Annotated in this window: 22 protein-coding genes; 11 read left to right on the forward strand and 11 right to left on the reverse strand. The window is 68.2% G+C overall.

Going from position 1 to position 25,370, the window contains the following annotated elements:
* Position 1: 1 nt before the first annotated feature.
* Positions 2 to 1,126, forward strand: a complete 1,125-nt coding sequence (locus tag NI1_RS30315; RefSeq protein WP_067827457.1) for a metallophosphoesterase — start codon at positions 2 to 4, stop codon at positions 1,124 to 1,126.
* 34 nt (positions 1,127 to 1,160) lie between these two features.
* On the opposite strand, the gene NI1_RS30320 is transcribed toward NI1_RS30315, so the two are convergent.
* Positions 1,161 to 2,093 (reverse strand): NADP-dependent oxidoreductase, encoded by a 933-nt coding sequence (locus NI1_RS30320; RefSeq protein WP_067827461.1) that lies wholly within the window; start codon positions 2,091 to 2,093, stop codon positions 1,161 to 1,163.
* Positions 2,094 to 2,363: 270 nt separating this feature from the next.
* Between NI1_RS30320 and NI1_RS30325 the strand changes: the two genes are divergently transcribed.
* Complete coding sequence (locus tag NI1_RS30325) at positions 2,364 to 2,777, forward strand: winged helix-turn-helix transcriptional regulator (RefSeq protein ID WP_067827463.1); 414 nt, start codon at positions 2,364 to 2,366, stop codon at positions 2,775 to 2,777.
* 39 nt (positions 2,778 to 2,816) lie between these two features.
* On the opposite strand, the gene NI1_RS30330 is transcribed toward NI1_RS30325, so the two are convergent.
* The 8 genes from NI1_RS30330 to NI1_RS30365 form a co-directional block, all read right to left on the reverse strand.
* Entirely contained in the window at positions 2,817 to 4,232 is a 1,416-nt protein-coding gene (locus NI1_RS30330) for an NAD(P)/FAD-dependent oxidoreductase (RefSeq protein WP_067827466.1), read from the reverse strand.
* Between the two features lie 163 nt (positions 4,233 to 4,395).
* Complete coding sequence (locus NI1_RS30335) at positions 4,396 to 5,202, reverse strand: ABC transporter permease (RefSeq protein ID WP_218026842.1); 807 nt, start codon at positions 5,200 to 5,202, stop codon at positions 4,396 to 4,398.
* Between the two features lie 67 nt (positions 5,203 to 5,269).
* Complete coding sequence (locus NI1_RS30340) at positions 5,270 to 6,169, reverse strand: ABC transporter permease (protein WP_067827472.1); 900 nt, start codon at positions 6,167 to 6,169, stop codon at positions 5,270 to 5,272.
* Positions 6,169 to 7,254, reverse strand: coding sequence for an ABC transporter ATP-binding protein (locus tag NI1_RS30345; RefSeq protein WP_067827475.1), 1,086 nt, complete (start codon positions 7,252 to 7,254; stop codon positions 6,169 to 6,171). The genes NI1_RS30340 and NI1_RS30345 overlap by 1 nt, the downstream gene beginning before the upstream one ends.
* 1 nt (position 7,255) lies before the next feature.
* Positions 7,256 to 8,443 carry an ABC transporter substrate-binding protein gene (locus tag NI1_RS30350; RefSeq protein WP_067827478.1) on the reverse strand — a complete coding sequence of 396 codons (1,188 nt, stop codon included), beginning with the start codon at positions 8,441 to 8,443 and terminating at the stop codon, positions 7,256 to 7,258.
* A gap of 154 nt (positions 8,444 to 8,597) precedes the next feature.
* Positions 8,598 to 10,085: a gamma-aminobutyraldehyde dehydrogenase gene (locus NI1_RS30355; protein WP_067827481.1), complete on the reverse strand. Its 1,488-nt coding sequence runs from the start codon at positions 10,083 to 10,085 to the stop codon at positions 8,598 to 8,600.
* Positions 10,082 to 11,443 carry an aspartate aminotransferase family protein gene (locus NI1_RS30360; RefSeq protein WP_067827485.1) on the reverse strand — a complete coding sequence of 454 codons (1,362 nt, stop codon included), beginning with the start codon at positions 11,441 to 11,443 and terminating at the stop codon, positions 10,082 to 10,084. The genes NI1_RS30355 and NI1_RS30360 overlap by 4 nt, the downstream gene beginning before the upstream one ends.
* Positions 11,444 to 11,454: 11 nt before the next feature.
* Complete coding sequence (locus NI1_RS30365) at positions 11,455 to 12,945, reverse strand: CoA-acylating methylmalonate-semialdehyde dehydrogenase (protein WP_067827488.1); 1,491 nt, start codon at positions 12,943 to 12,945, stop codon at positions 11,455 to 11,457.
* Positions 12,946 to 13,292: 347 nt separating this feature from the next.
* Between NI1_RS30365 and NI1_RS30370 the strand changes: the two genes are divergently transcribed.
* The 5 genes from NI1_RS30370 to NI1_RS30390 all read left to right on the forward strand — a co-directional run bounded on the left by NI1_RS30370 (position 13,293) and on the right by NI1_RS30390 (position 20,462).
* Complete coding sequence (locus NI1_RS30370; protein ID WP_067827491.1) at positions 13,293 to 14,891, forward strand: PucR family transcriptional regulator; 1,599 nt, start codon at positions 13,293 to 13,295, stop codon at positions 14,889 to 14,891.
* 88 nt (positions 14,892 to 14,979) lie between these two features.
* Entirely contained in the window at positions 14,980 to 15,753 is a 774-nt protein-coding gene (locus NI1_RS30375) for an SDR family oxidoreductase (RefSeq protein ID WP_067827495.1), read from the forward strand.
* Positions 15,754 to 15,780: 27 nt separating this feature from the next.
* On the forward strand, positions 15,781 to 18,849 hold the full coding sequence (locus NI1_RS30380; RefSeq protein ID WP_067827498.1) for an AfsR/SARP family transcriptional regulator: 3,069 nt from the start codon (positions 15,781 to 15,783) through the stop codon (positions 18,847 to 18,849).
* A 55-nt stretch (positions 18,850 to 18,904) separates the two neighbouring features.
* A complete protein-coding gene (locus tag NI1_RS30385) occupies positions 18,905 to 20,137 on the forward strand; it encodes an FAD-dependent monooxygenase (protein WP_067827855.1) in 1,233 nt (410 codons plus the stop codon).
* A gap of 127 nt (positions 20,138 to 20,264) precedes the next feature.
* The gene (locus tag NI1_RS30390; RefSeq protein ID WP_067827501.1) at positions 20,265 to 20,462 is read left to right on the forward strand and encodes a hypothetical protein; all 198 of its coding nucleotides are present in this window, start codon (positions 20,265 to 20,267) and stop codon (positions 20,460 to 20,462) included.
* Between the two features lie 6 nt (positions 20,463 to 20,468).
* On the opposite strand, the gene NI1_RS30395 is transcribed toward NI1_RS30390, so the two are convergent.
* The gene (locus tag NI1_RS30395) at positions 20,469 to 20,927 is read right to left on the reverse strand and encodes a cupin domain-containing protein (protein ID WP_067827504.1); all 459 of its coding nucleotides are present in this window, start codon (positions 20,925 to 20,927) and stop codon (positions 20,469 to 20,471) included.
* 73 nt (positions 20,928 to 21,000) lie between these two features.
* On the opposite strand from NI1_RS30395, the gene NI1_RS30400 reads away from it, so the two are divergent.
* The 3 genes from NI1_RS30400 to NI1_RS30410 all read left to right on the forward strand — a co-directional run bounded on the left by NI1_RS30400 (position 21,001) and on the right by NI1_RS30410 (position 23,739).
* Positions 21,001 to 21,591 (forward strand): TetR/AcrR family transcriptional regulator, encoded by a 591-nt coding sequence (locus tag NI1_RS30400; protein ID WP_218026843.1) that lies wholly within the window; start codon positions 21,001 to 21,003, stop codon positions 21,589 to 21,591.
* Positions 21,592 to 21,738: 147 nt separating this feature from the next.
* Positions 21,739 to 23,253 (forward strand): APC family permease, encoded by a 1,515-nt coding sequence (locus NI1_RS30405; RefSeq protein ID WP_067827507.1) that lies wholly within the window; start codon positions 21,739 to 21,741, stop codon positions 23,251 to 23,253.
* A gap of 36 nt (positions 23,254 to 23,289) precedes the next feature.
* Positions 23,290 to 23,739 (forward strand): nucleoside deaminase, encoded by a 450-nt coding sequence (locus NI1_RS30410; protein ID WP_245663474.1) that lies wholly within the window; start codon positions 23,290 to 23,292, stop codon positions 23,737 to 23,739.
* A gap of 29 nt (positions 23,740 to 23,768) precedes the next feature.
* Here NI1_RS30410 and NI1_RS30415 read toward each other — a convergent pair whose 3' ends face one another.
* The gene (locus NI1_RS30415) at positions 23,769 to 24,944 is read right to left on the reverse strand and encodes an MFS transporter (protein ID WP_084523949.1); all 1,176 of its coding nucleotides are present in this window, start codon (positions 24,942 to 24,944) and stop codon (positions 23,769 to 23,771) included.
* Between the two features lie 107 nt (positions 24,945 to 25,051).
* On the opposite strand from NI1_RS30415, the gene NI1_RS30420 reads away from it, so the two are divergent.
* Positions 25,052 to 25,369: an ArsR/SmtB family transcription factor gene (locus NI1_RS30420; RefSeq protein WP_067827524.1), complete on the forward strand. Its 318-nt coding sequence runs from the start codon at positions 25,052 to 25,054 to the stop codon at positions 25,367 to 25,369.
* Position 25,370: the final 1 nt, after the last annotated feature.

Raw genomic sequence — 25,370 nt, forward strand, 5'->3', positions numbered from 1 at the left:
CGTGAATCGTGTACCCCGCCTGGTGTTCTTCCTGGCCGTCCCCGCCCTGCTGTTCGGCCTGCCCTGGTGGCTGCTGGTCTACACCGCCCTCGACGGCCCGGCGTTCTGGCTCGGGACGGCGGCGTTCCTGATCGGTTATGCCGCGCTCCCGGCGGGGATGCTGCTGGGTCACGGCCCCCGGCAGTCGGATGCGGCGTCGATCGTCGGTGACACCCTGCTGGGCGTGCTGTGGGTGCTGTTCACCTGGTCTGCCATCGGCACCGTGGCGCGTGCGGCGCTGGGTATCGCGGGCGTCGATGATCCGGCGCGTTCGCGCATCGTGGCCGCGAGCGTGCTGGCCGTCACCGCCGTCCTGGTGGCGTGGGCGGTCTTCGAAGCCCGCCGCCTGCCGCGAGTCCGCACGCGCGAGGTGACCATCCCCGGTCTGGGCCGCGGCTTGGACGGACTACGCCTGGTGGTGGTCACCGACACCCACTTCGCGGCCCTGGACCGGCAGCGCTGGTCGGAGCGCGTGGTGGACCTGGTGAACGCCCAGCAGCCCGATATCGCCTGTCACGCGGGCGATCTCGCCGACGGCTCGGTCGCCGCCCGCTCCGCCCAGGTCGATCCGCTGGGCAAGGTGGACGCCCCGCTCGGCCGCTTCTACATCACCGGCAACCACGAATACTTCGGCGACGCACCCGGCTGGATCGGCCACATGTCCGGCCTGGGCTGGCAGACGCTGCGCAATCAGCACGAGGTCGTCACCCGCAACGGCGACAGCCTCGTCATCGCCGGCATCGACGACCCCACCGGCATCGCCCTCCCCGGCCACGGCCCCGACTTGCCCGCCGCCCTCACCGGCGCCGACCCCGCCCACCCCATCGTGCTGCTGGCCCACCAGCCCCGCCAGGTCGAAGACGCCGTGAAAGCCGGTGTGGCCCTTCAGATCTCGGGCCACACCCACGGCGGCCAGATCTGGCCCTTCCACTACCTGGTCCGCCTGGAACAACCGGTGGTCGCGGGCCTGAGCCGCCACGGCGACCGCACCCAGCTCTACGCCAGCCGCGGCACCGGCTTCTGGGGCCCGCAACTGCGCCTCTTCGCACCCAGCGAGATCACCGTCCTGATCCTCCGCACGCCGTAGGAGGAAGCAGTCCTGACGAAGGGCGGCGAGTCTCTCAGTCGATGTCGATGCCCAGTTTGCCCAAGGTCCCGGCGGTGAAATCGGCCACCGCCCGGGGCGTTTCGGCGAGCGGGTAGCGGGCCGCGATCGGAACGACGAGCAGACCTTCGGCCACCTGGCCCGCGAGCCGGGTCAGCGTGTCGCGGCTCGGATCCGACATGATCACGGTCGCCTTGATATCGCGTTCCGCCGCATCGTCCGGGGCGAAATGCACGGTCGAGGCGAATCTGCCTCCGGCCCGGACCGTTTCGGCCACCGCCGCACCGTCACCGGCGAAGTGCAGTGCGGCGTGCACGCCGTCCGGGGCGATCGCGCGAACCTGCGCGTCCAATCCCGCCGTGCGATCGACCACATGTGTCGCGCCCAACCGGGTCACGAATTCGGCCTCCGCTCCGGGCCGCGCGGTGGCGAGGACCGTCGCACCCCGGGCCGCGGCCAGTTGCACGGCGATGGCGCCCACGCCGCCGGTCGCCCCCGAGATCAGCACCGTCTCACCGGGCAGCACCGCGACCGCGTCGACGGAGTTCAGCGCGGCCGTACCCGCCAGCCCCAGCGCTCCCGCGGTGGCGTGATCCACGCCGACCGGCAGTGCCGCCACCCCGTATCCGGCCGGTACCGCCACGTATTCGGACCATCCGCCCTGCCCGAGCGTCGGCCGCATCACCACGCCGAACACCTCGTCACCGACGCCGAACCCCTCGGCCCCGGGCCCGATCGCGGCGATGGTGCCCGCGAAATCCTTGCCCGGCACCACCGGGAACTCGTATTCGTAGACGCCCCGCAGATACCCGCCGAGCGCCCCCAGATCGAACCCGTTGACCGAGGAGTTCCGCACCCGCACCAGCACCTCACCCGGACCGGCCTCGGGCACGGGCAGGTCGAGGGCTGCCGGCTCGGCGCCGAACGCATCGAACGCGATTGCACGCATGAGAGATGTACTTCTTTCTGTCGGAAGGGATTTCAGTTACCGGCGGCCTGCGCCCACGAAGCCCGCAGCACGGTCTGCGCCACCGCCAGTCGGCCGTATCGCGCGGTGCGTAGAACATGACGATGCCCCGTCCGGCCACTCCGGCCGCCGGCTGATCGGGGCGCCGGTCCGCACCGGCAGCACGATCGCATCGACTTCCATTGCTGCACCGCACTTTCTGTTCGTTGGGTACTTCTTGTGCGTGTACCGAGTTTCGAACAGGATGGGGGCATGACGGAAGAAGGCACTTCGACCCGCGTACCGAACACCGATGTGCGTTACCAGGTGGGGGCGGGTCACGCGGTCTGCCAATTGCGAGATGTGCTCGACCGGGTGGGGGACAAATGGAGCGTGCTCGTCATGTCCCTGCTGACCGACGGCTCCAAGCGCTATTCGGAATTGCAGCGCGCCATCGACGGGATCTCACAGCGCATGCTGACCCTCACCCTGCGCAGCCTGGAACGCGACGGATTGATCGAGCGCACCGTCACCCCGACCTCGCCGCCGCGCGTCGACTATCGCCTGACCGCCGTCGGCGCAACGCTTTCCGGCCAGGTCAATGCGCTCATCGACTGGGCCGAGGGGCATCGGGAGTACATCGCGGTCGCCCGCCGGGCGTATGACGAGGCGCAGGCCGGTAACTGACTCGCCCGCGCGTGCCGGAGCACGCGCGGGCGGTCGCGGTCAGCTGTCGAAGCCGAGACCTGTTGCGTCCATTGCCTTCAGCCAGAGGTTGCGGCGGCCCTGGTGGCTGTCGGCGCGGGCCAGGGACCATCGGGTCAGCTGGATGCCGGCCGAGCGCAGCGGCTCCGGGGGCAGCGGCAGCGGGCGGGAGCGGACCAGGCGCAGGCGGGTGCGCTCGGTGTCCAGGCCGAAGAGCTGGTCCAGCATCACCTCGGCGCCGAAACGTGTTGCGCCGACACCTAATCCGGTATAGCCGGCGGCGTAGACCAGGCGGCCTTTGTAGGCGGAGCCGAAGAAGGCGCAGAATCGGCCGCAGGTGTCGATGATGCCGCCCCAGCGGTGGGTGAAGCGCAGGCCGTCCAATTGCGGGAAGGTCTGGAAGAAGTGCTGGCACAGGGTTTCGAAGGTGGCTTCGTTGTACTCCAGACTCGGAGAGACCCGGCCGCCGAAGTGGTAGATCGCGTCGTACCCGCCGAAGAGGATGCGGTTGTCGCCGGTCAGCCGGTAGTAGTGGAAGCGGTACGAGGCGTCGCCCAAGCCCATGCGATGGCGACCCCAGCCGATCGAGTCGAGCTGCTCGGGGGTGAGCGGTTCGGTCATCAGCGCGTAGTCGTAGACGGGGACCACGTGCCGGGCCACTTTGGCGAGGGGACCTTGGAAAGCGCTGGTGCACAGGGCGACCCGGGGCGCGCGGACCTCACCGTGCGGGGTGTGCAGGGTGAGCCCACCGCCCGACTTCGAGATGCGCTGCACCGGAGTGCCTTCGAAGATCCGCACCCCCAGCTCCAGGCAGGCCCGCCGTAATCCCCAGGCCAGCCGGGCGGGGTCGAGCATCGCCACGCCGTCGCGATCCCACCAGCCGCCCAGATAGGTGGGCGAGTGCACCAGGTTCTGCACCTGCGCGGCATCGAACAGCTCACTGCGATAGCCGAGTTCGGCCGCCTCATCATGGCTCTCCCGCAACCATTCGAGCTCGTGCGGCGCGGTGGCGACCTCCATCTCACCGGTCAGCTCGAAATCGCAGTCGATGCCGTAGCGGCGGATCGCGGCCTCGATGGCGTCGAGGTTGTCCCGGCCCATGCGTTCGAGCTGGGCGATCTCGTCCGGGAACCGTTCCATGCCGTTGGACAGGCCGTGGGTGAGGCTGGCGGCGCAGAAACCGCCGTTGCGCCCCGAGGCCGCGTGCCCGCACAGGGCCGATTCGACCAGCACCACATCGGTTCCGGGATTGCGTTCCTTGGCCAGCAGCGCCGTCCAGAGTCCGCTGTAGCCGCCGCCGATGACGGCGAGGTCGGCCTGGGTGGCGGTGGTCAAGGGGTCGGTGGGGGCCGGCCGCTCCGGCCGGTCGGTCCAGAAAGGCGTCGGCGCTGCGTCATTCAGGGCCGACGCCCACAGTTTGCTTCCTTTAGCCTGCATGGCCGATCTCCTCCTTCTCTCTTGCCGCCCGGTCCCGCCGGACGGCCCAACTACTGATGCGTTGGTATATGGGTGCGCGGATACGCGAAAGCCCCGAATGGGAATGCCGAAAAACCGCCGGTCGATCCGCGCATGGGGCGACGACCGGCGGTTACGGGCAGAGTCAGCTGGTGGCGGCGCGGTCGTCGGAGCGGCGGCGCATGCGCAGCTGTCCGGCGATGACGAAGACCAGCGAGATGAGGAAGGTCGCGGCGGCGACCGCGTTCACCTGCGGCGGGATACCGCGCAGATTGATGCCCCAGACGTACATGGGGAAGGTCTGCGCCTGGCCGGCGGTGAAATTGGTGACCACGAAATCATCGAAGGACAGCGAGAACGCGAGCAGCGCCGCGGCCATGATGCCGGGCCGGACCAGGGGGAGCACAACGGACCGGAACGCCTGGAACGGCGTGGCGTAGAGGTCCATCGCGGCCTCCTGGAGCCGGGGGTCGAGTCCTGCCAGCCGGGCCTTGACGGTCACGACCACGAACGAGAGGCAGAACATCACGTGTGCGATGAGGATAGCCCAGAAACCGAGCGGGATACCGAATCCGATGAAGAGTGTCAGCAGGGACGAACCCATCACGATCTCGGGGGTGGCCATGGGCAGGAAGATCAGCGCCTGCACGGTGGAGCGGCCGCGGAAGCGATAACGTGCCAGCGCGAAGGCGATTCCGGTGCCGAGGACGGTGGCGATCAGGGCGGCGAGCGCGCCGATGAGCAGGCTCATGCCGAGGGCGTCGCGCAGACCGGCCGGGCCGAACATATCGGTCCAGTTGTGCCAGGTGAAGTGGAAGTCGTCGAAATCCAGGACGTAGGTGGTGTTGCGGCTGCCGGGTTGGTTGAAGGACAGCAGCAGTACCACGGCGATCGGCGCGAGCATGTAGGCCAGCACGAGGTAGCCCAGCAGCAGCACCCAATTGGTGCGCAACCACCGAACAATCCGCGGTTGGGGTTTCCGGGGCGAGGCCCCCGAGCGTCCCGAGAGTCGGTCCATCTCAGACCACCTCGTCCGTATCGGTCTTGCGCAGGTAAAGCAGGACCAGAATCAGGATGGCCGCCATCAGCACCACGGAAAGCGCCGACCCGGTGGGGATGTCCTTCACGACCAGCAGCCGGGACTGAATCACATTGCCGATCATGGTCGTATTGGTGTTGCCCAAGAGTTGTGCGTTGACGTAATCGCCGGTCGCGGGCACGAAAGTGAGCAGTGTTCCGGCCACGATGCCGGGCAGGGTGAGCGGCAATGTCACTCGCAGGAACGTGCGCACCGGCCCGTGCGCCAGATCCGCCGAAGCCTCCAGCAACCGCGGATCCAACTTGTCCAGGCTGGTGAACAACGGCAGCACCATGAACGGCAGGAAGTTGTAGACCAATCCCGCGATCACCGCGAACGGCGTAGCCAGCAAACGCCCGTCCGGTCCGAGCAGATGGATGGCGCGCAAGAACCCCACCAGCTCACCGGAATCGGCCAGAATCGCTTTCCACGCGAAGGTCCGCACCAGGAAACTGGTGAAGAACGGCGCGATCACCGCCACCAGCATCAGGTTCTTCCACCGCCCGCCCTTCAATGCGATGGCGTAGGCGAGCGGATACCCGATCAGCACGCACAGCACGGTGCAGATCAGCGAATACCCCAGCGACCGCAGAATCTGCGGATGATAGGTCTCCCACGCGTAGCCGAAGTTGTCCAGCGAAAAGGCCTGGGAATACCCGCTTTCGATGGATCCGCCGCGGTCGTACATGCTGGCCGCCAGCAATTGCACGGTCGGCACCGCGAAGAACACCAGCAGGAACAGCATGCCGGGCGCGAGCAGCAGGTACGGGGCGAGGCCGCGTGCGCGGCCCGGTTCGGCGGCCGGCGCGCCGGTGGCGGCGGCCGGTAGGAGCGCGGGCATCACGACCTCCCGAGCAGGAAGGCGTGGTCGGGATTCCAGTGCAGCGCGACCTGCGAACCCGGGCTGATGATTTCGCTGTGCCCGGCATTGGGTACGTGCGCCGTCAACTCCTGGCCCCAGGCGGCCTGCACCAGGTACTGGGTGGAGACGCCCAGGAAGATGGCGTCGGTGACCACCCCGCTCACACTCGGCCGCCCGTCCGGCACCTGTTCGGAATCGCTTGCGATGCCCAGTTTTTCGGGCCGGATGCCGAGCAGCGCCGCACCCTCGGTGACCCGGCACCGGTGCGCGGGCAGCGCCAGCCGGTGTCCCTGCGCCTCGATGCTCACCAATTCCCCGCCGCCGGTGACGGTGGCTTCGATCAGGTTCGTCTGCCCGAGGAAGTTCGCCACGAACGCACTGGCCGGAAAGTCGTAGATGTCCTGTGGCGCACCGGATTGCTCCAGCTTGCCCCCGTTCATCACCGCCACGGTGTCGGCCATGCTCATGGCCTCCTCCTGATCGTGGGTGATGTGCACGAAGGTGATGCCGACCTCGGTCTGCAAACGCTTGAGCTCCAACTGCATCTGCCGCCGCAGCTTGAGATCCAGTGCGCCCAAAGGCTCGTCGAGCAGCAGCACCTCGGGATGGTTCACCAGCGCGCGGGCCAGCGCCACCCGCTGCTGCTGGCCGCCGGAGAGCTGTGCGGGCTTGCGTTCGCCGAACCCCTCCAGCTGCACCAGCTTCAGCATGTGCGTGGCTTGCGCGCGGGCGTCGTTCTTGCCGATTCCCTTGCGCCGCAATCCGTATCCCACATTGTCCGCGACGGTCAGATGCGGGAACAGCGCGTAACTCTGGAACACCGTATTGATCGGCCGCCGATACGGCCGCAGATGCGTGATGTCCTTGTCGCCGAGCATGATCCGCCCGCCGGTCGGCTCGTCCAATCCGGCGATCATGCGCAGGGTGGTGGTCTTCCCGCAGCCGGAGGCGCCGAGCACGGCGAAGAAGGATCCGTCGGGAATGGTCAATTCGAGGTCGTCGACCGCGGTGAACGCACCGAAACTCTTGGTCACGCCTTCCAGGCGCAAGTCCTGTGCCGACATATCACGCCCCCGTCAGGGCCTGGAACTTGCTCTGGTAATCCTTCTCCTGGGCCTCGGTCAGCGACATGAAGATCTCGAGTTTCTTCTGCATCTCGGCGGTCGGGAAGATGAGCGGGTTCTGGGCGAGCCGCGGATCGAACTTCGCCATTTCCTCCTGGGCGCCGGCGACCGGGCACACATAGTTGACGAAGGCGGCCAGCTTGGCGGCGACGGCGGGATCGTAGTAATAGTCCAGCAGCGCCATGGCATTGGTGGCTTTGGCGGAGGTCACCGGAATCATGGCATTGTCGGAGTAGAGCACCGCGCCCTCGGCCGGGCTGATGAACTTGATCTTCGGATTCTCGTTGGTCAACTGGATGACATCGCCGGACCACGCCATACAGGCGGCGATATCGCCCTTGGCCAGATCCTGCACGTAGTCGTTGCCGGTGAATTTGCGAACATGCCCGGAGGAGACCGCTTTCCGCAGTTTCTCCATGGCGGTGTCGAATTCGTCGTCGGTGAACTTGGCGGCGCTCTTGCCGGTGGCGTGCAGCATCAGCCCCATGGTGTCGGGCATCTCGGTCAGGCAGGTGACCTTGCCTTTCAGATCGGCGCGGGTGAGCAATTCGTCGATACTGCGCACCTCGCCGGTGACCTCGGTATTCACCCCGATGCCGACCAGGCCCGACTGCCACGGCACCATGTGGTCGTTGGCGGGGTCGATATCGCTGCCGCGCAACATGGGATGCAGGTTCTTCACGAAGTTCGGCATCTCGGCCACATCCAATTTCTGGAAGTAGCCCTGCCGGAAGATCCGCACCGCGGTGGAGTCGGAGAAGACGGTGATATCGCGGTCGATGCTCTTGCAGGAGCTCAGCTGCGCGCCGACCTTGCCCCAGAATTCGTTGTTGTCGTTGATATCCGCGACATAGTCGACCTTGATGCCGGTCTTGGCGGTGAATGCGGCCATGGTCGGATGCAGTTCGGCATTGCCGGGCGCTTCGTCGAGATAGCCGGGCCAGTTGGAGAAGTTCAGCGTCTTGTCGGTGGCCGAGATGTCGGCCGGGACACTGCAAGCCGGCTCACCGGACTTGGTGGAGCCTTTGGTGCCGCAGGCGGCCAGCGCGCCGCCGAGGGCGAGCACCGCGCCGGCTCTGAGGAAGCCGCGGCGGCTGGAAGTCGGGGTGGGTAGAGCGGGGGGAGGCATGCACCGATATTCCCACAAACTTCTTTTCGGGCAAGGGATTCCATTGAAAAATCCGTGTTACGCGACGGATTTAGTTGTTTCACAAGCGGGATCGGTAAATGGGCATGCCGAAGCGGGCGAATGCCGGTGGCATCCGCCCGCACGGGACGATCGACTACTGCGCTCGGAAGATCACGTCGTGCCACGGCTTGTGCGCGGCGGCGGTGATATCGAACATGACGTGCTTGACGTTGGTGTACTCGTCGAATGCGTAGGTGGACATGTCCTTTCCGAATCCGGAGGCTTTATAGCCGCCGTGCGGCATTTCGCTGATGATCGGAATGTGGTCGTTGATCCACACGCAACCGGCCTGGATTTCGCGGCTGGCGCGGCCGGTCCGGTACACGTCGCGGGACCAGGCCGAGGCGGCCAGGCCGTACGCGGTGTCATTGGCCAGGATGATGGCCTCGTCGTCGGTGTCGAAGGGCAGCGCCACCAGGACGGGTCCGAAGACCTCCTGCTGCACGATCTCCGAATCCTGGGCCGCGCCGATGACGAGCGTCGGCTCGAAGTACGCGCCGCCGGGGTGGGTGTGCGCCGGAACGCGGCCGCCGCGAACGATTTTCGCGCCGCCATCGCGGGCCCGGTCGACCATATTGGCGACCTTGTCGCGATGGTGCAGGGAGATCAGCGGGCCCATATCGGTCTCCGGGTCTTCCACCGGGCCGAGCGTGACCTGATCCATGAGATCGGCCACCCGGCCGACGAATTCGTCGAAGAGCGGGCGCTGCACGTAGGCGCGGGTGGCGGCGGTGCAATCCTGTCCGGCATTGATCAGCGCACCGGCCACGGCACCGCGCGCGGCGGCTTCGAGATCGGCGTCGTCGAAGACCACGAACGGCGCTTTGCCGCCCAGCTCCAGGTGCACCCGTTTCACCGAACCCGCTGCGGTGGCGGCGACTCGGCGGCCGACCACCGTGGACCCGGTGAACGACACCATCGCCACATCCGGATGCTCGACCAGCGCCTGACCCGCCTCCGCGCCCACTCCGGTGAGCACATTGATCACCCCCGCCGGCACCCCGGCTTCGGTGGCGGTCTCGGCGAACAGCAGCGAGCTGAGCGGCGTGAGCTCGGAAGGCTTGATTACCACGGTGTTTCCGGCCGCCACGGCGGGCAGGATCTTCCACGCCGCCATCTGCAAGGGATAGTTCCACGGCGCGATGGATCCGATGACGCCGAGCGGCTCCCGGCGAATCGAGGAGGTGTGATCGCCGGAGTACTCCGCCGCCGCCTTGCCCTCCAGGTTCCGGGCCGCGCCGGCGAAGAACGCGGTGTTGTCGATGGTGCCCGGCACGTCGAAATCACTGGCGAGCCGAATCGGCTTGCCCGCGTTGAGGCTTTCGACGGCCGCGAACTCCTCGGCCCGTTCCCGCAGCAGCTGCGCCCAGCGGTGCATGATGTCCGATCGCGCACCCGGCGTCATACCCGCCCACTCCGGGAAGGCCGCCCGGGCCGCGGCCACGGCGGTCGCCACATCGGCGGCATTCGCCCCCGCTCCGGCGGCGATCACCTCCCCGGTCGCGGGGGCGACGATCTCCAGCGGGTCACCGGACCCGCCGCGCCGTTCGCCCCCGATGAATTGCAGATCCTCGAAACTCACAACGCTCCGTCCGCCACGGTCAGCGCCTGATCCAGAATGGCCAGGCCCTCCTTCGCCTCGGCCTCGCTGATCGTGCACGGTGGAACGACATGCAGCCGATTGAAATTGACGAACAGTAGCAATCCGGCGGCCTTGGCGGCAGCCACGGTCTCGATCATCGCCGGACTGGTCCCGCCGTACGGGGCGAGGGGTTCCCGGGTGGCGCGATCCTTGACCAGCTCCACCGCCCAGAAGACGCCCAGCCCGCGCACCTCACCGATGCTGGGATGGTGGTCGGCCAGTTCCCGCAGGCCCGGACCGATCACCTTCGCGCCGATTTCGGCCGCGTTCTCGACGATGCCTTCCTCGGCCATCGCGTTGATGGTCGCGACCGCGGCGGCCGTGGCCAGGGGATGCCCGGAGTAGGTGAGCCCGCCCGGGTAGGCGCGGTCATCGAAAGTGGCGGCGATATGGGGCGCGATGGCGACGCCGCCCAGGGGCACATACCCGGAGTTCACGCCCTTGGCGAAGGTGATGAGATCGGGCACCACCCCGAAATTGTCGATGGCGAACCACTTTCCGGTCCGCCCGAACCCGGCCATCACCTCGTCGGCGATGAACACGATCCCGTACTTGTCGCACAGCTCCCGCACCCCGGCCAGGTATCCCGGCGGCGGCACCATGATTCCGGCGGTGCCCGGCACCGATTCCAGGATGACGGCCGCGATGGTGCTCGGCCCCTCGAACTGGATCGTCTGCTCGAGATGCTCCAGGGCGCGCTGGGATTCCTGCTCTTCGTTCTCGGCATAGAACCGCGACCGGTACAGGAACGGCCCGAAGAAGTGCACGATCCCCGCATTGCCGTGGTCGTTCGGCCAGCGCCGGGGATCACCGGTCAGATTGACCGCGGTCTCGGTGCCGCCGTGATACGACCGGTACCGCGACAGCACCTTGTACCGCCCGGTGTGCAGCCGCGCCATCCGCACCGCGTGCTCGACGGCGTCCGCGCCGCCATTGGTGAAGAAGATCTTGTCCAGCTCACCGGGCGTGCGCTCGGCGATCAGCCGCGCCGCCTCCGACCGCGCGTCATTGGCGTGCGGGGGAGCGACGGTGCACAACTTGGCGGCCTGCGCCTGAATGGCGGCCACCACCTTCGGATGCTGGTGTCCGATATTGGTGTTCACCATCTGCGAGGAGAAGTCCAGCAGCCGGTTGCCGTCCCCGTCCCACAGGTACGAGCCCTGCGCGGCGGTCACCACCATCGGTTTCAATGCCGCCTGGGCGGACCAGGAGTGGAAGACGTGTTTGCGATCCAGTTCGTAGGCGCGGGCCGCTTCGTCGCGCGCCACCTCGGGGGTCAAACCATTGGGCAGGGTCATCACCGCTCCGATCAGTTGTTCTGCGGGAAGCCGAGATTCAGGCCGCCGTGGCTGGGGTCGAGCCAGCGGGTGGTGACGGCCTTGGTGCGGGTGAAGAAGTGCACGCCGTCCATGCCGTGCGCGTGTGAATCGCCGAACAGCGAGTTCTTCCAGCCGCCGAAACTGTAGTAGGCCATGGGTACCGGGATCGGCACATTGATGCCGACCATGCCGACCTCGACCTCGTTGTGGAAGCGCCGGGCCGCGCCGCCGTCATTGGTGAACAGCGCGGTGCCGTTGCCGTACTGGTTGGAGTTGATGAGTGCGAGGGCGTCGTCGTAGGTCTCCACGCGCACCACCGAGAGCACCGGGCCGAAGATCTCGTCGGTGTAGACGGTCATATCGGTGGTGACGTGATCGAGAATGGTGGGGCCGAGCCAGAATCCGTCCGCCGCCCCGTCGGCGTCCACGGTGCGCCCGTCGAGCACCACGCTCGCGCCCGCCGCCTCGCCCGCGTCGATGTAGGACGCCACCTTGTCGCGATGCTGCTTGGTGACCAGGGGTCCCATATCGGTGCCCTTGGTGCCGTCGCCGGTGCGAATGGTCTTGGCGCGCTCGGCGATTCGCGCCACCAGGTCGTCGGCGACGGTGCCGACCGCGACCAGCGCGCTGATCGCCATGCAGCGTTCGCCCGCCGAGCCGAAGCCCGCGTTCACCGCCGCGTCGGCGGCCAGATCCAGGTCGGCGTCCGGGAGCACCACCATATGGTTCTTGGCCCCGCCGAGGGCCTGCACGCGCTTGCCGTGCTTGGTGCCGTTCTCGTACACGTACTTGGCGATCGGCGTGGACCCGACGAACGAGACCGACTTGATGGCCGGGTTCTCCAGCAGTTCGTCGACCGCGACCTTGTCGCCCTGCACCACATTGAAGACGCCGTCCGGCAGTCCGGCCTCGGCCCACAGTTCGGCGATCCACAGCGACGCCGACGGGTCCTTCTCACTCGGCTTGAGCACCACCGTGTTTCCCGAGGCGATGGCCACCGGGAAGAACCACATGGGCACCATGGCCGGGAAATTGAACGGCGAGATGATCGCGACCGGTCCCAATGGCTGTCGCACCGAGAAGATGTCCACCTTGGTGGAGGCGTTCTCGGTGTACCCGCCCTTGAGCAGATGCGGTATGCCGCACGCGAATTCGACGACCTCCAGCCCGCGCGTCACCTCGCCGAGGGCATCGGCGAGCACCTTGCCGTGCTCGGCGGTGATGATCGCGGCCAGCTCCTGTTTGCGCTCGTTGAGCAGCTCGCGGAACTTGAACAGCACCTGGGTGCGCTTGGCGAGCGAGGCGTCCCGCCAGGCCGGGAAGGCCGCGGCGGCCGCCTCGACGACCGTTCGCACGTCGGCCACGTTCGCGAGCGCGACCTGACCGGTCACCTCACCCGTGGCCGGATTGGTGACGGGCGCGGTGGCCGCGCTGGAACCGGCGAAGGACTTGCCGTCGAGCCAGTGTGCAATTGTCCGCATTTGTCCTCGATTCGATGGATGGGTGGGTGCCGCGGATTCATTTGTCCAGCACCGGATTCGTAGCCGAGCCGCCCGGTGGTTCCACGCATACGCCGAGTGGGTCCGCCCCTTCGCCGGCACGAAGGGGACGGACCCTGGAGGGCGTGGTGCGGAACCCGTCCGGCGGCATCGGATCACGGCGCCGGGACCGATCGCGGCAACGAGGGCGGCGGTCGGGACCGGGGTGGCCGGTGCTATCGGGGTCGCGGGCGGGACTGCGGTGGCCCGGCTACTACTCTGCACCCTTCAAGTCTGTTCGCATCCCGACGATCTGTACGCGATTCCGGATTTCGTATTACGATTCGTCGGTGATCCTGTCCGTCGCCGAAATCCTGGCGATGCCCGTGGTGCGCGCCGGGCAGCCGGAAGTCGTCGGCGGCGGATCCTTGGATCGGCCGGTGCGGTGGGTGCACGTGAGCGAGCTGGCGGACGTCGCGAAACTGCTGGTCGGTAGGGAATTGATCCTCACCACCGGGCAGGCGTTGTCCTTCGAGTCCGACGCGACCGTCGAGTATCTGGAATCGCTGGCCGTCGCCGGGGTCTCCGGGCTGGTCGTCGAATTGGGCACCTATGTCCGGGAACTGCCGCCCGTGGTGGGCCAGACCGCCGACCGGCTCGGGTTGCCGGTGATCGCGCTGCATCGCGTGGTGCGGTTCGTCGAGGTGACCGAGGCCGTGCACCGGGTCATCGTGGCCGACCAGTACGCCGAGCTCGAGTTCGCGCGGACCGTGCACGAAACCTTCACCGCGCTCAGTGTGCGCCGCGCCTCGCTCGCCGAAATCGTGAAGACCGCCGCGGGCATGCTCGACGCCTCGGTGGTGCTGGAGGACCTCACCCACCGCGTACTGGCCTCCACCGCCCGGCACACCGCCACCTCCACCCTGCTCGAACACTGGGAGCACACCTCCCGCCTGCTCGCCGATCACGACGCGAATGTCGTTCCGGTGGGCCCGCATACGCAACGCTGGGGCCGGCTCATCCTGCGCTCCAGCCGCGTCCCGAACGCGCGCGCCCGCATGGTGCTCGAACGCGCCGCCCAAACCCTGACCCTGCACCGCATGATCGAACGCGACCGCTTCGGCCTGCACCGCCAAGCCCAGACCGGCCTCATCGACGACATGATCACCGGCCGCCTCACCGACGAACGCGACGCGGTCGCCCTCGCCGCCACCCTCGGCCTGGCCCGCCGCTCCCGCTACATCCCATTGGCGATCGATGTGCGCGCCCCCATCGAATCCGATCCGGTTGCCCACCAACGCCGTACCGCCGCCATCCTCGACGCCGCCATGCACGGTGTGAACCTGGCCCGCGTCACCGCGCTGGCCGCCCCCGATCATGGCAACCGCGTCAACCTCATCCTCGCCGTCTCTCGCACCGGTGAGGTGGACGAGACCCTGGCCGTCGTCTGCACCGCCATGCTCGGTGAAATCCGCCGCGTCGCCGGCGTGGACCGCGCCGTCATCGGTGTCGGCGCGGACTCGGACTCGCTGCTGGACACCGCCCGTGAGCTCGCCCAAGCCGCCCACGTCGCGGAAGTCGCTCTCGCGCTGGGCACTTCCTACCCCCGCCCCTTCTACCGCAGCGGCGACGTCCGCCTGCGCGGGCTGCTCGCCCTGATCCGCGACGAGCCCGGCGTCCAGCGCTTCGCGGAAACCGAACTGAGCGCCCTGCTCCGCCACGACATCCGCCAGGCCGCCGACCTGACCCGCACCCTGCGCCAATTCCTGGACCTGGCGGGCAACAAAACCGAACTCGCCAAACGGTTGAACATCAGCCGCCCCACGCTCTACGACCGCCTCGCCCGCATCGAACGCATCCTCGATGTGGACCTCGACGACGGCGAAACCCGCACCTCCCTGCACACCGCCCTGCTCATCCGCGACCTCACCGTCCCCGCCGACCTCTGACCCGGTGAGCGCATGGTGAGTGCGCGGTGAGCGCACCGGGCCAGAGTGGTTCTCGTTCGCAAGATCCCACTCGGCAAAGGCATTCATCATGGCGCTCACCGGCAAGAACGCACTCGTCACCGGCTCCTCCCGCGGCATCGGCCGGGCCATCGCGCAACGGCTGGCCGCCGACGGCGCGACCGTGGCCGTGCATTACGGCAGCAATGCGGAGGCCGCGGACCGGACCGTCGCGGAGATCCGCGCCCGGGGCGGCCGGGCTTTCGCGGTCGGCGCCGAACTCGGCACCGCCGCCGGAATCGACGCTCTCTTCGAAGGTCTCGCGGCGGAGCTGCCGGACGGGCGGCTCGACATCCTGGTCAACAATGCGGGCGGCGGCGGCAACGGCGGTGCGATCGGCGATTTGCTGCCCGCCGACGTGGATCGCCTGTTCGCGGTGAACGTCTCCGCGCCGCTGTTCATCACCCAGCGCGCCATCCCGCTGCTGCGCGACGGCGGGCGCGTCGTCAATATCTCCTCCTGCGCGCCCCGGGTCGCCGCTCCTTCGCAGATCGCGTACGCCATGACCAAGGGTGCGATCGATGTCCTCACCAAAACCCTTGCGGTGGAGCTCGGTCCGCGCGCCATCACCGTCAATGCGGTAGCGCCCGGCACCACCGAGACCGAAGGCATGGCCGCTTTCCTCGACAGCAATCCGCAGATGCGTGCCGCCATGAGCGCCATGAGCGCGCTCGGGCGGGTGGGGCAGCCCGCCGACGTCGCGGATGTGGTCGCGTTCCTCGCGGCCGATGACGCGCGCTGGATCACCGCCAACGTGATCGATGTCAGCGGCGGCACCGCCATCAGCCCCGCGATCGGCGGGTGACCGGTCCGGCCCGGCATACTGGCCGACGTGCGATTCGGGATCCTCGGGCCAATCCAGCTGGAGCGCGCCGACGGGACCCCGGTGCCGATCGGCGGCCCGCAGGTGCGCGCCCTGCTCGCCTTGCTGCTGCTGGATGCCGGGCGGATCGTCAGCCGGGATCGCTTGATCGACGGGCTCTGGGGTGCGGAGCCGCCCGCCGACGCGGGCCACGCGCTGCAATCGCAGGTATCGCGTCTGCGTCGTGCGCTCCGCGCCGCCCAGAACGGGAACGGCGTTGCGGCAGAGTCGAAGTCGGCCGTCGATGATCGTTCCGGGCCACCGGTGTCCGCCCCGGGTGAGCTGATCGAATCGACCGCCGCGGGATACCGGCTGCTGGTCGACCCGGAATCGTTGGACGTGCACAAGTTCGCGGCGGCGGCGGAGTCGGGCCGCAAAGCGTTGCGGGACAGGGATCCCGGGGCGGCGGCCGTGCTGCTGGACCAGGCGATCGGGTGGTGGCGCGGGGCGGCCCTGGCCGATGTGCTGGACGCACCGTTCGCGGGGGCGCAGGCGGATCGGCTCGACGCGGCCCGGCTCGCGGTCGAGGAGGATCGGGCCGAGGCGGCGCTGGCGCTGGGGGAGCAGCACGCCGTGGTCACCCGTTTGACGGAAATTGTTGCGGCGCACCCGCTTCGGGAGCGAGCACGGGCCCTGCTGATGCGCGGGCTGTACGCGGTGGGGCGGCAGGCCGAGGCATTGGAAACCTTCGAGCAGGGGCGGCGACTGCTTGCCGATGAGCTGGGAGCGGATCCGTCGGCGGAGTTGCTCGACGCGCACCTGGCGATCCTGCGCGCGGACGAGGTCGCGGGGCAGCCGGACCGGCGATTGCCGACACCGTTCACCACGTTCGTCGGGCGGGAAGACGAGTTGGCGGGCTTGCTGCCGCTGCTCGCGCAATCGCGGCTGGTGACCCTGGCGGGCCCGGGCGGGACCGGGAAGACGCGGCTGGCGCTGGAGGCGGCCGCGCGTTCGCGTGGCGCGGTGTGTTTCGTGGATCTTGCCCCGCTCGTCGACGGCACGCAGGTGGCGGCGGCGGTCGCGAGCGCACTCGGCGGCCGGGAGCCCGCCGCGCACAACGGATCCCGCGATACCGAAGCCCGCGTGCTGGCCATGCTCGGCGATCGGCCGATGCTGCTGGTCCTGGACAATTGCGAACAGGTGATCCTGGACGTGGCCCGCCTGACCCATCGGCTGCTCGTCGCCTGTCCCGGATTGCGGGTACTCGCGACCAGCCGGGAAGCCTTGCGCATCACCGGAGAAACCGTGTTCCCGGTCGGCCGCCTACCGCTCGCCGCACCCGAAGCGCCGCTGCCCGAACAACTCTCCGCCCCCGCGATCCGCCTCTTCAGTGACCGGGCGGCCGCCGTGCGGCCCGGATTCACGGTCGACGCCGGGAATATCACTGTCCTCCAGCGTATTTGCGAACGCCTCGACGGTCTCCCCCTCGCCATCGAACTCGCCGCGGCCCGCCTGCGCACCCTGAACCCCGACCAGATCGACCACCGTCTCGGCGACCGCTTCCGCCTGCTCGCGCGCGGCGACCGCACCGCCGAACCCCGCCACCGCACCCTGGAAGCCGTCGTCGCCTGGAGCTGGGACCTCCTCGACCACGCCGAACAGCGACTGGCACAACGCTTCACCGTCTTCGCGGGCGGCGCCACCGAGGACGACGTCCGCCAGGTCTGCGATATCCCCGACGCCGACGACCTGCTCGCCGAGCTGGCCGACAAATCCCTGGTGGAAGTAGCCGGCGGCCGCTACCGGATGCTCGAAACCATCCGCGAGTTCGCCCGCCACCGCGCCATCGAAGCCGGGGAATACGACGAGCTGGCCCGCGCCCACGCCGAATACTTCACCGCCCTGGCCGAACGAGCCGACCCCGAACTCCGCGGCCGGAATCAACTCGACTGGCTGGCCCGCCTCGCCGCCCACCACGACAACCTCCAGGCCGCCCTGCATTGGGCGACCCGCAACGACCCGGCCGTGGCAATCCGACTGATTGCCGCCCAAGCCTGGTACTGGTGGCTCAGCGGTCGTCCAGGCGACGCCGCCGAGCTCGCGAAACATATTGTCGCCCAATGGAAATGCGAGGAATCGGGCAGCGCGGCACAGCTCGTTCGCCCCGGAGACCCGCCGCTTGCGGACCGGAGCGGCCCGAACCGGAACGTGGTCGAGGATTACGCGCTGTGCGTGGCGGTGGCCGGTCGCGGGCGTCCCGAGTTCGCGGCCGAGGAGGCGCGCGCCGGGGCGGCGGTGGCCGGGCTGGGCAGGCCGCTGGCAAGACCGCAATTGGTGTTCCTGCTGGCGTTGGCGGGCGGGCTGTTGCCGGGTGAGCCGGCGGCGCTGCGGGTGCTGTTCGAGGGGGACGCGTGGTCGCGGGCATTCGCACGGCTGGGGGAGGGATTGCGGCTGTTCATGACCGGCGAACCCGGCGATGCCGAGCCGGAACTCACTGCGGCACTCGGTGACTTCCGGCGCATCGGCGATCGCTGGGCGATCGCGACAACCCTGGACAAGCTCGCGGCGCTCGCGGAGCGGCGGGGTGATCGCGCGGCGGGGGCCACCCTCATCGACGAGGCGATCGAACTCGATACCGCGCTGGGCGCGCTGCCCGATATCGCGGATCTGCTCATCCGGCGCGGTGATATCCGCTCCGGCGGAGCGGAACCCGACCTCGAGGCCGCGCGAGCGGATTACCGGCGTGCCGCCGAGATATCACGCTCGCTCGGTTTGAAGGATCTGTGCGCCAACGCATTACGCGGGCTGGGTGATCTCGCGGTAGCGGCCGACACCGGCACCGCGCGAGCGCATTACGCGGAGGCCCTCGAGCTGGCATCGGACGCGGCGATCGGTGCGGTCGAAGCGCGCAGCCGGGTGTTGCTCGGCCTCGGCCGTCTCGCCCTCTCGGAAGGCAATCCGGCAGCGGCGGTTTCGTGGTACCGGTCGGCCCTGGGAGTGGCCCGGAGCAGCGGATTGCAGCCCGTCGCGGCGCAGGCCGAAGAGGGTCTGAACCGGGCGGAAGAGGCTGATGGTGCCCAGGCCCAACCTGATCGGTGAGCGGCGGTGAGCTGGCGGTGAGGGCTTGGTGAGCCCCTCCGCCGATGCTCTTCCCATGACTTCGGCACAGCAGTTCACCAACAAGACCGTCCTGATCTCCGGCGCGAGCGTGGCCGGTCCGGCCCTCGCCTATTGGCTGCACCGGTACGGCTTCTCCGTCACCGTCGTGGAGCAGGCCCCGGCGCTGCGCGAAGGCGGCTACAAGGTCGATATTCGCGGCGTGGCAATGGAAGTCGTCGAGCGCATGGGTCTGCTGCCGCGGATCCGGGAAGCCTCCACCGCTATGCGCGGCGGCGCGTGGGTCGACGAATCGGGCAAGGCGCTCGCCACCCTCGGCCCGGACCTGATCGGCTTGCGTTCCCCCGGCGACGACGAGGTATTGCGCGGTGATCTGGCGCGAATCCTGTTCGACGCCACCAAATCCGGGGTGGAGTACCGGTTCGGTGATTCGATCACCGAGGCCCGCCGGCACCCGGACGGCGTCGAGGTGCACTTCCAGCATGCCGCGCCGCGCATCTTCGACCTGGTGATCGGAGCCGACGGCATGCATTCCACCGTGCGCCGCACCGTCTTCGGACCGGAGGAGCAGTTCGCCCGGCACACCGGCATGGCGGCCTGCGTGATCACCGTCCCGAACGATCTGGGCCTGGATCACTGGGAGCTCGTGCACCCCACCCCGGGCAAGGTGGTGCAGCTGTACAGCACCGAAAGCTCCGCCGCCAAAGCCCAGTTCATCTTCCCGGTCCCGGCGGAGCTGCCCGATCGCCGTGACCGCGCCGCCCAGCAGCGCCTGGTCGCGGCGGCCTTCGCCGGCGGCGGCTGGGAGACCGCGAACCTGTTGCGCGCCATGCCGCAGTCTCCGGACTTCTACTTCGACACCGTCAGCCAGATCCACCTCGACCACTGGTCCTCGGGCCGGGTCGCCCTGGTCGGCGATGCCGCGTACTGCCCGTCACCGCTCTCCGGCCAGGGCACCAGCATGGCGCTGGTCGGTGCGTATCTGCTCGCCGGTGAACTGCTCGCCGCCGCGGGCGATCACACCGTCGCCTTCCCGAATTACCAGGCCCGCCTGCGCGAGTACGTCGAGCTGAACCTCAGCCTCGGCTGGTCCAATGCCACCCGGATGGTGGCCACCGGCAACCGCGCCATCCGCATGCAGACCACCATGCTGAAGCTGCTGCGGTATCTGCCGTGGCGGGGCCTGGCGCTGCGTCCGATCATCAAGCCGCTGGCGCAGGCCGCCAATGCGATCGAACTGCCGGAGTACGAAGTCCCCGCCCGATCTTGACGAATTTCACACGGACCTTGTCCAAAGTCACTCCCGACCGGCGGGGTAGGGAAACTACTCTATGTAGTAATCAGTTCGGCGGCGAGCGATCGGCTCACCGCCGATTCCCGTCGAGAAGAGGCTGGCGATGAACGACTTCGAACGCGAGGTCCGGCTGTCCGCCGTGCATGTGCACTGGTCCGATCTGGATGGCGCCTTCGTCGCGCGCTCCGAGCAATATCCCGGCGTCGTGCACCACGATCATTGGTCTTCGCTCGGAGCGGTGAACGGGCTCATCGACCGGATTCGCGAGGGCTTGTTCGCCGGACAGCCGCAGACCGCCTGACCGGCCTTACTCCTCGTAGCGGATGTCGTACTTCGCCGCGATCGGGTTGATCTTGGCCGGATCCAGTGCGCCGCCGGTGAGCACGGTCGGCCCGGCCTCGAACAGATCCTCCAGATAGCACTCCCAGCCGCCCGGCGAGGAGATCTGCAAGACCCGGGGCGGCGGGGTGGAGGCGCAGCGCAGGGCGTGCGGAATGCCTTGGGGGAGTAGGACGAACATGCCCGCCGTGGCCTGCTCGATCCGATCGTCGAACTCGACCTCGAGGGTGCCGTCGAGCACGTAGACGCATTCGTCGGCCACCTGGTGGGTGTGGCGCGGGATGTCGCGGGCGAGGGTCACCTCGAGCACGGAGAAGCGGCCGTCGGTATCGGCGGTGGTGGCTTTGACGGCGAAAGCGGGCGGCAGCGGGATGCGGCCGGGGCGGACTTCGCCGGGGGAGAGGAACAGGAAGCGATCGTGGGTCATCGCTGATATCCTTTCGAAAGAAACGGAACCGGAATCCGACTCCGTTTAGAGTGTAGGACGAAAGGTGATCGCAGTGTCAAGCCCGGATCCGGCGCCCCGCAGGGCGCGCGCCGACGCCTCCCGTAACCGGGACCGCATTCTCGAGGCGGCGCGAATTCTCTTCGCGGAGAGGGGAAGTCAGGTGCAGTTGCCGGAGGTGGCCCGGGCCGCCGGGGTCGGCATCGGCACCGTGTACCGGCACTTTCCGGCACAGTCCGATCTCATCGAGGCCGCCGCCGAACAGCGGTTCGCCGAGATCGAGAGCTTCGCGCGCGGCGACTGCCTGCGGGCCGCGCCCGGCCAGGCGGTGCTCACCTATCTCGCCCATGTCGGTGAACTCCTGTCCGCCGATCGCGGACTCTCCGCCGCCATCGAAGCCGTCCGCGATTCGACCTCCAGCGCGCCGCGTGGCGCATCCCTGTCCCGGCTCACCGATGCCATCGCCGAGCTGATCGAATCCGACCGTGCCGCAGGGGCTCTCCGTCCCGATCTCACACCGGGTGATGTCTACATGCTGGTCGGCGCCATCTCGGCAACCGTCCGCACCGGCAGCGGGGACTGGCGGCGGCTGCTCGAGCTCGTCCGTACCGGTGTGAGCGGCCCGCAGCGGGGCGACGAATCGTAAAGGTGGACAGCCGGTTCGATGGCGATTGTAAGAATAGTGACTTGAGTCACAATTCAAACTTCCGCTGGTAACCCCGTTTCATATCCAGGCAACAAATCGAACCGCACAATCCCTCACAGGTCATTGGACCGAGATGAGGAGTTGCATATGGAACCGGGTACGTCGACGGTAGTTTCAGGGGGATCCCAGCCTGCGGGGCACGAAGTCTCGCGACTCAAACCCAATGTCATCGGCTTGCTCGGTGTGGTTTTCATGGCCGTCGCCACGGCCGCCCCGATCACCGCCATGACCGGGAACGTGCCGTTCATGATGTCCTCGGGCAGCGGAATCGGCACGCCCGCGGCGTTTTTGATCGCCATGGTGGTACTGGCCATCTTCTCGGTCGGCTTCACCACCATGTCCAAGCACATCACCGCCACCGGCGCGTTCTACGGGTTCATCTCGTTCGGGCTCGGCCGCACCGCGGGCCTGGCGGCCGGACTGCTGGCGGCCTTCGCGTACATGGTGTTCGAGCCGTCGCTGATCGGCATCTTCTCCAGCTTCGCGCACAATACGATCTCCGATCAGCTCGGAATCGACGTGCCCTGGTGGCTTTTCGCCATTCTGATGCTGGTGATCAACGGACTGGGCACCTGGTTCGGCGTGGCCGTCGCCGAACGACTGCTGGTGGCGCTGCTGGCCACCGAGGTCACCGTGCTGTTCATCATGGCGGTGTCGGTGCTGTTCCACGGCGGCGGACCCGAGGGCATCTCGCTCGCGCCGATCAACCCGGTCAACGCCTTCCACGGCGCCTCCGCCGGGCTCGGGCTGTTCTTCGCCTTCTGGTCCTGGGTCGGCTTCGAATCGACCGCCATGTACGGCGAGGAATCCAAGGATCCCAAGCGAATCATCCCGCGCGCCACCATGATCGCGGTACTCGGCGTGGGTGTGTTCTACCTGTTCGTCTCGTGGATGGCCATCTCCGGCAGCGGGGAGGACAAGGCCCTCGAATACGCCGGCTCGGCCAATCCGATGGACGTGTTCTTCGCGCCCACCGAAACCTATGTCGGGCACTGGGCGGTCAGCACCATGCAGTGGCTGATGATCACCGGATCCCTCGCCTGCGGCATGGCCTTCCACAACTGCGCCGCCCGCTACCTGTACGCGCTCGGACGGGAAGGCGTGGTGCCGGCGCTGCAACGCACCATCGGCCGGACGCACCCCAAGAACGGCTCCCCGCACATCGCGGGCCTGGTGCAGACCGGTGTGGCGGCGGTGCTGGTGCTGGCCTTCGCGCTCGCGGGCAAGGACCCCTACGCCGGGCTGTACACGCTGCTGGCGGTGCTCGGCACCATGGCGATCCTGGTGGTGCAGGCCGTCACCTCGTTCGCGGTGATGAACTACTTCCGCCATAACCACCCCGAATCCCGGCACTGGTTCAAAACCTTCCTGGCGCCGCTGATCGGCGGCGTCGCCATGCTGGGCGTGGTGCTGCTGCTGGTCGTGAACATGGATACCGCGGCCGGAACCGAAGCCGGATCGCTGGTCCTCAAGGCCACCCCGTGGCTGGTGGCCGCGGTTGCCTTGGCCGGATTGGGGTATGCGACATATCTGAAGAAGACTGACCCGTCTCGTTACGCCTTGCTCGGCCGCACGGTCCTGGAAGAAACCCACGAGCGCTGAGGCGAATATCCGAGAGGCGGTGCCAGCATGATCACCATGATCACTGCGGAGGACATGCTGACCATCGCCTACGAGGAGGCCCAGCTGGGCCTCGCCGAAGGCGGCATCCCCATCGGCGCGGCCCTGTTCGACAGCGACGGCAACCTGCTCGGCCGCGGGCACAACCGCCGCGTGCAGGCCGGTGACCCCAGCCTGCACGCGGAGACCGACGCCTTCCGCAATGCCGGCCGCCGCCGCGACTATCGCGACACCATCATGGTGACCACCCTGTCCCCGTGCTGGTATTGCAGCGGGCTGGTGCGCCAGTTCGGGATCGGCACGGTCCTGGTGGGCGAGGCGCGCACCTTCCAAGGTGGCCACGAATGGCTTGCCGCGCACGGTGTTTCGATCACCGTGCTCGACAACCAAAAGTGCGTGGCGATGATGACGAAGTTCATCGCCGAACGCCCGGAGCTGTGGAACGAGGACATCGGGGTGCCGGAGTAGACCAACTGGCGGGTTCCCGCGGCCGTCGATCAACCGGCGGTCGCGGGGACGAACTCACGACTCGGGTTCCGCCCGGTCCGGTAGCTGATCGTCAGCAGCGCCAGCGACAAGGCCGCCGCGCCCGCACCGATCCAGCCCAGAGCGCCGGATCCCCACTGCCGCAACCCGATTCCGCCGATCGCACCGCCCAATCCGATGCCCAGGTACTGCGCCGAGGCATTGAGCCCCAGGAGCAGCGGAGACCCCTGCGGCGCCAGCTCCATCAACCGATGTTGTTGCGCCACAGCCCAAACCCAGCCCGGGAAGCCGAACGCGGCCGCCCACACCAGTGCGGTCCCGAACGACTGGCCCGCGAGCTGTACCAGCGCCAGGATCGCGATCACCGCGACCAGCGTCGCGGGAATGATGCGCCGCGAGCCCAGCCGGTCCACCAGCTGCCCGCCCGTCGTGCTCGCCACCAACGCAATCAAGCCGTACACCCACAGCAGCACCGCCAGCCGCCCGGAACTGCCGCCGGTCGCCGGTTCGAGCACCGAGGCCAGGTAGGTGTAGACGGTGAAAGTGCCGGCGAACAGGGCCACCGCGTGCAGCAGAGTGGTCGCCACCACCGGATCACGCAGTGGCAGTAGGCGTTCCCGCAAACCCGACGGCGCGGGCAGGCGCACTTCGGGGATCATCGCGGCGACGCCCGCGAGCGCCGTCAGTCCGAGCGCCACCACCAGCCACAGCGTGGCCCGCCAGCTCAGCGCCCCACCGATCCACGACCCGATCGGCACACCCAAAGCCGTTGCGGCGGTGAGCCCGCCGATCACCACCGCGATCGCCCGGCCTCGTCGTTCGGGCGCGGAGAGGGCGGCCGCGACCGCCGTGGCGTTCGGGGTGTACATGGAGGCGCCGGCCGCCGCGATCACCCGCGAGGCCAGCACCAGTGCGAAGGTTCCGGCCAGCGCGGTCACCGCATTGCCGAGCACGAACAACGTCAGCGCCGCGAGCAGCACCGTCCGGCGGGAGAAACGTGCGGTCACCGTCGCCAGCAGTGGTGAGAGCACTGCGTACGAGAACGCGAAGACGGTGACCAGCTGCCCGGCCGCCGCGGTCGAGACGTGCAGGTCGGTAGCTATCGGAGCGACCAGACCCGCGGTGACGAACGCGTCGATGCCGATGGCGAACGTCCCCAGCGCCAAAGTGAGGAGGCGTGTATTCACGCGATGCTCCTAGGGAGAGTGCGGGATTCCGCAATGGTTGGACGTTCGTCATACTATGAAGATGGTTTGATAGATGTCAAACAATCGAACTGTTGTAGGCTCGGCTCATGCGGAACCTGCCCCAGCCCGCCGTGGACGACATCGAATTCGTATCCGTCATGCACGCGCTCTCCGATCAAGCGCGCCTGCGCCTGCTCGCGGCGCTGGCGGATGACGGCGAACATTCGTGCAGTGCGGCGGCCGAAGGCATCGAGGTGCACAAATCGACCATGTCGCACCACTTTCGGGTGCTGCGCGAAGCGGGGTTGATCTCCACTCGGCAGGACGGCCGGCACCGGTTCGTCAGGCTGCGGCGCGCGGAGCTGGACCAGCGCTTCCCGGGGGTGCTGGACGCGGCGCTGGCCGCCGGGGAACATTCGCGCTGAA

It is taken from the genome of Nocardia inohanensis NBRC 100128 (assembly GCF_001612945.1).
GTDB lineage: Bacteria > Actinomycetota > Actinomycetes > Mycobacteriales > Mycobacteriaceae > Nocardia > Nocardia inohanensis.

Coding starts and splice junctions, on each gene's coding strand:
- NI1_RS30320 (WP_067827461.1), bottom strand. CDS start 2,093: ATGCGTGCAATCGCGTTCGATGCGTTCGGCGCCGAGCCGGCAGCCCTC.
- NI1_RS30325 (WP_067827463.1), top strand. CDS start 2,364: ATGACGGAAGAAGGCACTTCGACCCGCGTACCGAACACCGATGTGCGT.
- NI1_RS30330 (WP_067827466.1), bottom strand. CDS start 4,232: ATGCAGGCTAAAGGAAGCAAACTGTGGGCGTCGGCCCTGAATGACGCA.
- NI1_RS30340 (WP_067827472.1), bottom strand. CDS start 6,169: ATGCCCGCGCTCCTACCGGCCGCCGCCACCGGCGCGCCGGCCGCCGAA.
- NI1_RS30345 (WP_067827475.1), bottom strand. CDS start 7,254: ATGTCGGCACAGGACTTGCGCCTGGAAGGCGTGACCAAGAGTTTCGGT.
- NI1_RS30350 (WP_067827478.1), bottom strand. CDS start 8,443: ATGCCTCCCCCCGCTCTACCCACCCCGACTTCCAGCCGCCGCGGCTTC.
- NI1_RS30360 (WP_067827485.1), bottom strand. CDS start 11,443: ATGACCCTGCCCAATGGTTTGACCCCCGAGGTGGCGCGCGACGAAGCG.
- NI1_RS30365 (WP_067827488.1), bottom strand. CDS start 12,945: ATGCGGACAATTGCACACTGGCTCGACGGCAAGTCCTTCGCCGGTTCC.
- NI1_RS30375 (WP_067827495.1), top strand. CDS start 14,980: ATGGCGCTCACCGGCAAGAACGCACTCGTCACCGGCTCCTCCCGCGGC.
- NI1_RS30385 (WP_067827855.1), top strand. CDS start 18,905: ATGACTTCGGCACAGCAGTTCACCAACAAGACCGTCCTGATCTCCGGC.
- NI1_RS30390 (WP_067827501.1), top strand. CDS start 20,265: ATGAACGACTTCGAACGCGAGGTCCGGCTGTCCGCCGTGCATGTGCAC.
- NI1_RS30395 (WP_067827504.1), bottom strand. CDS start 20,927: ATGACCCACGATCGCTTCCTGTTCCTCTCCCCCGGCGAAGTCCGCCCC.
- NI1_RS30405 (WP_067827507.1), top strand. CDS start 21,739: ATGGAACCGGGTACGTCGACGGTAGTTTCAGGGGGATCCCAGCCTGCG.
- NI1_RS30410 (WP_245663474.1), top strand. CDS start 23,290: ATGATCACTGCGGAGGACATGCTGACCATCGCCTACGAGGAGGCCCAG.
- NI1_RS30420 (WP_067827524.1), top strand. CDS start 25,052: ATGCGGAACCTGCCCCAGCCCGCCGTGGACGACATCGAATTCGTATCC.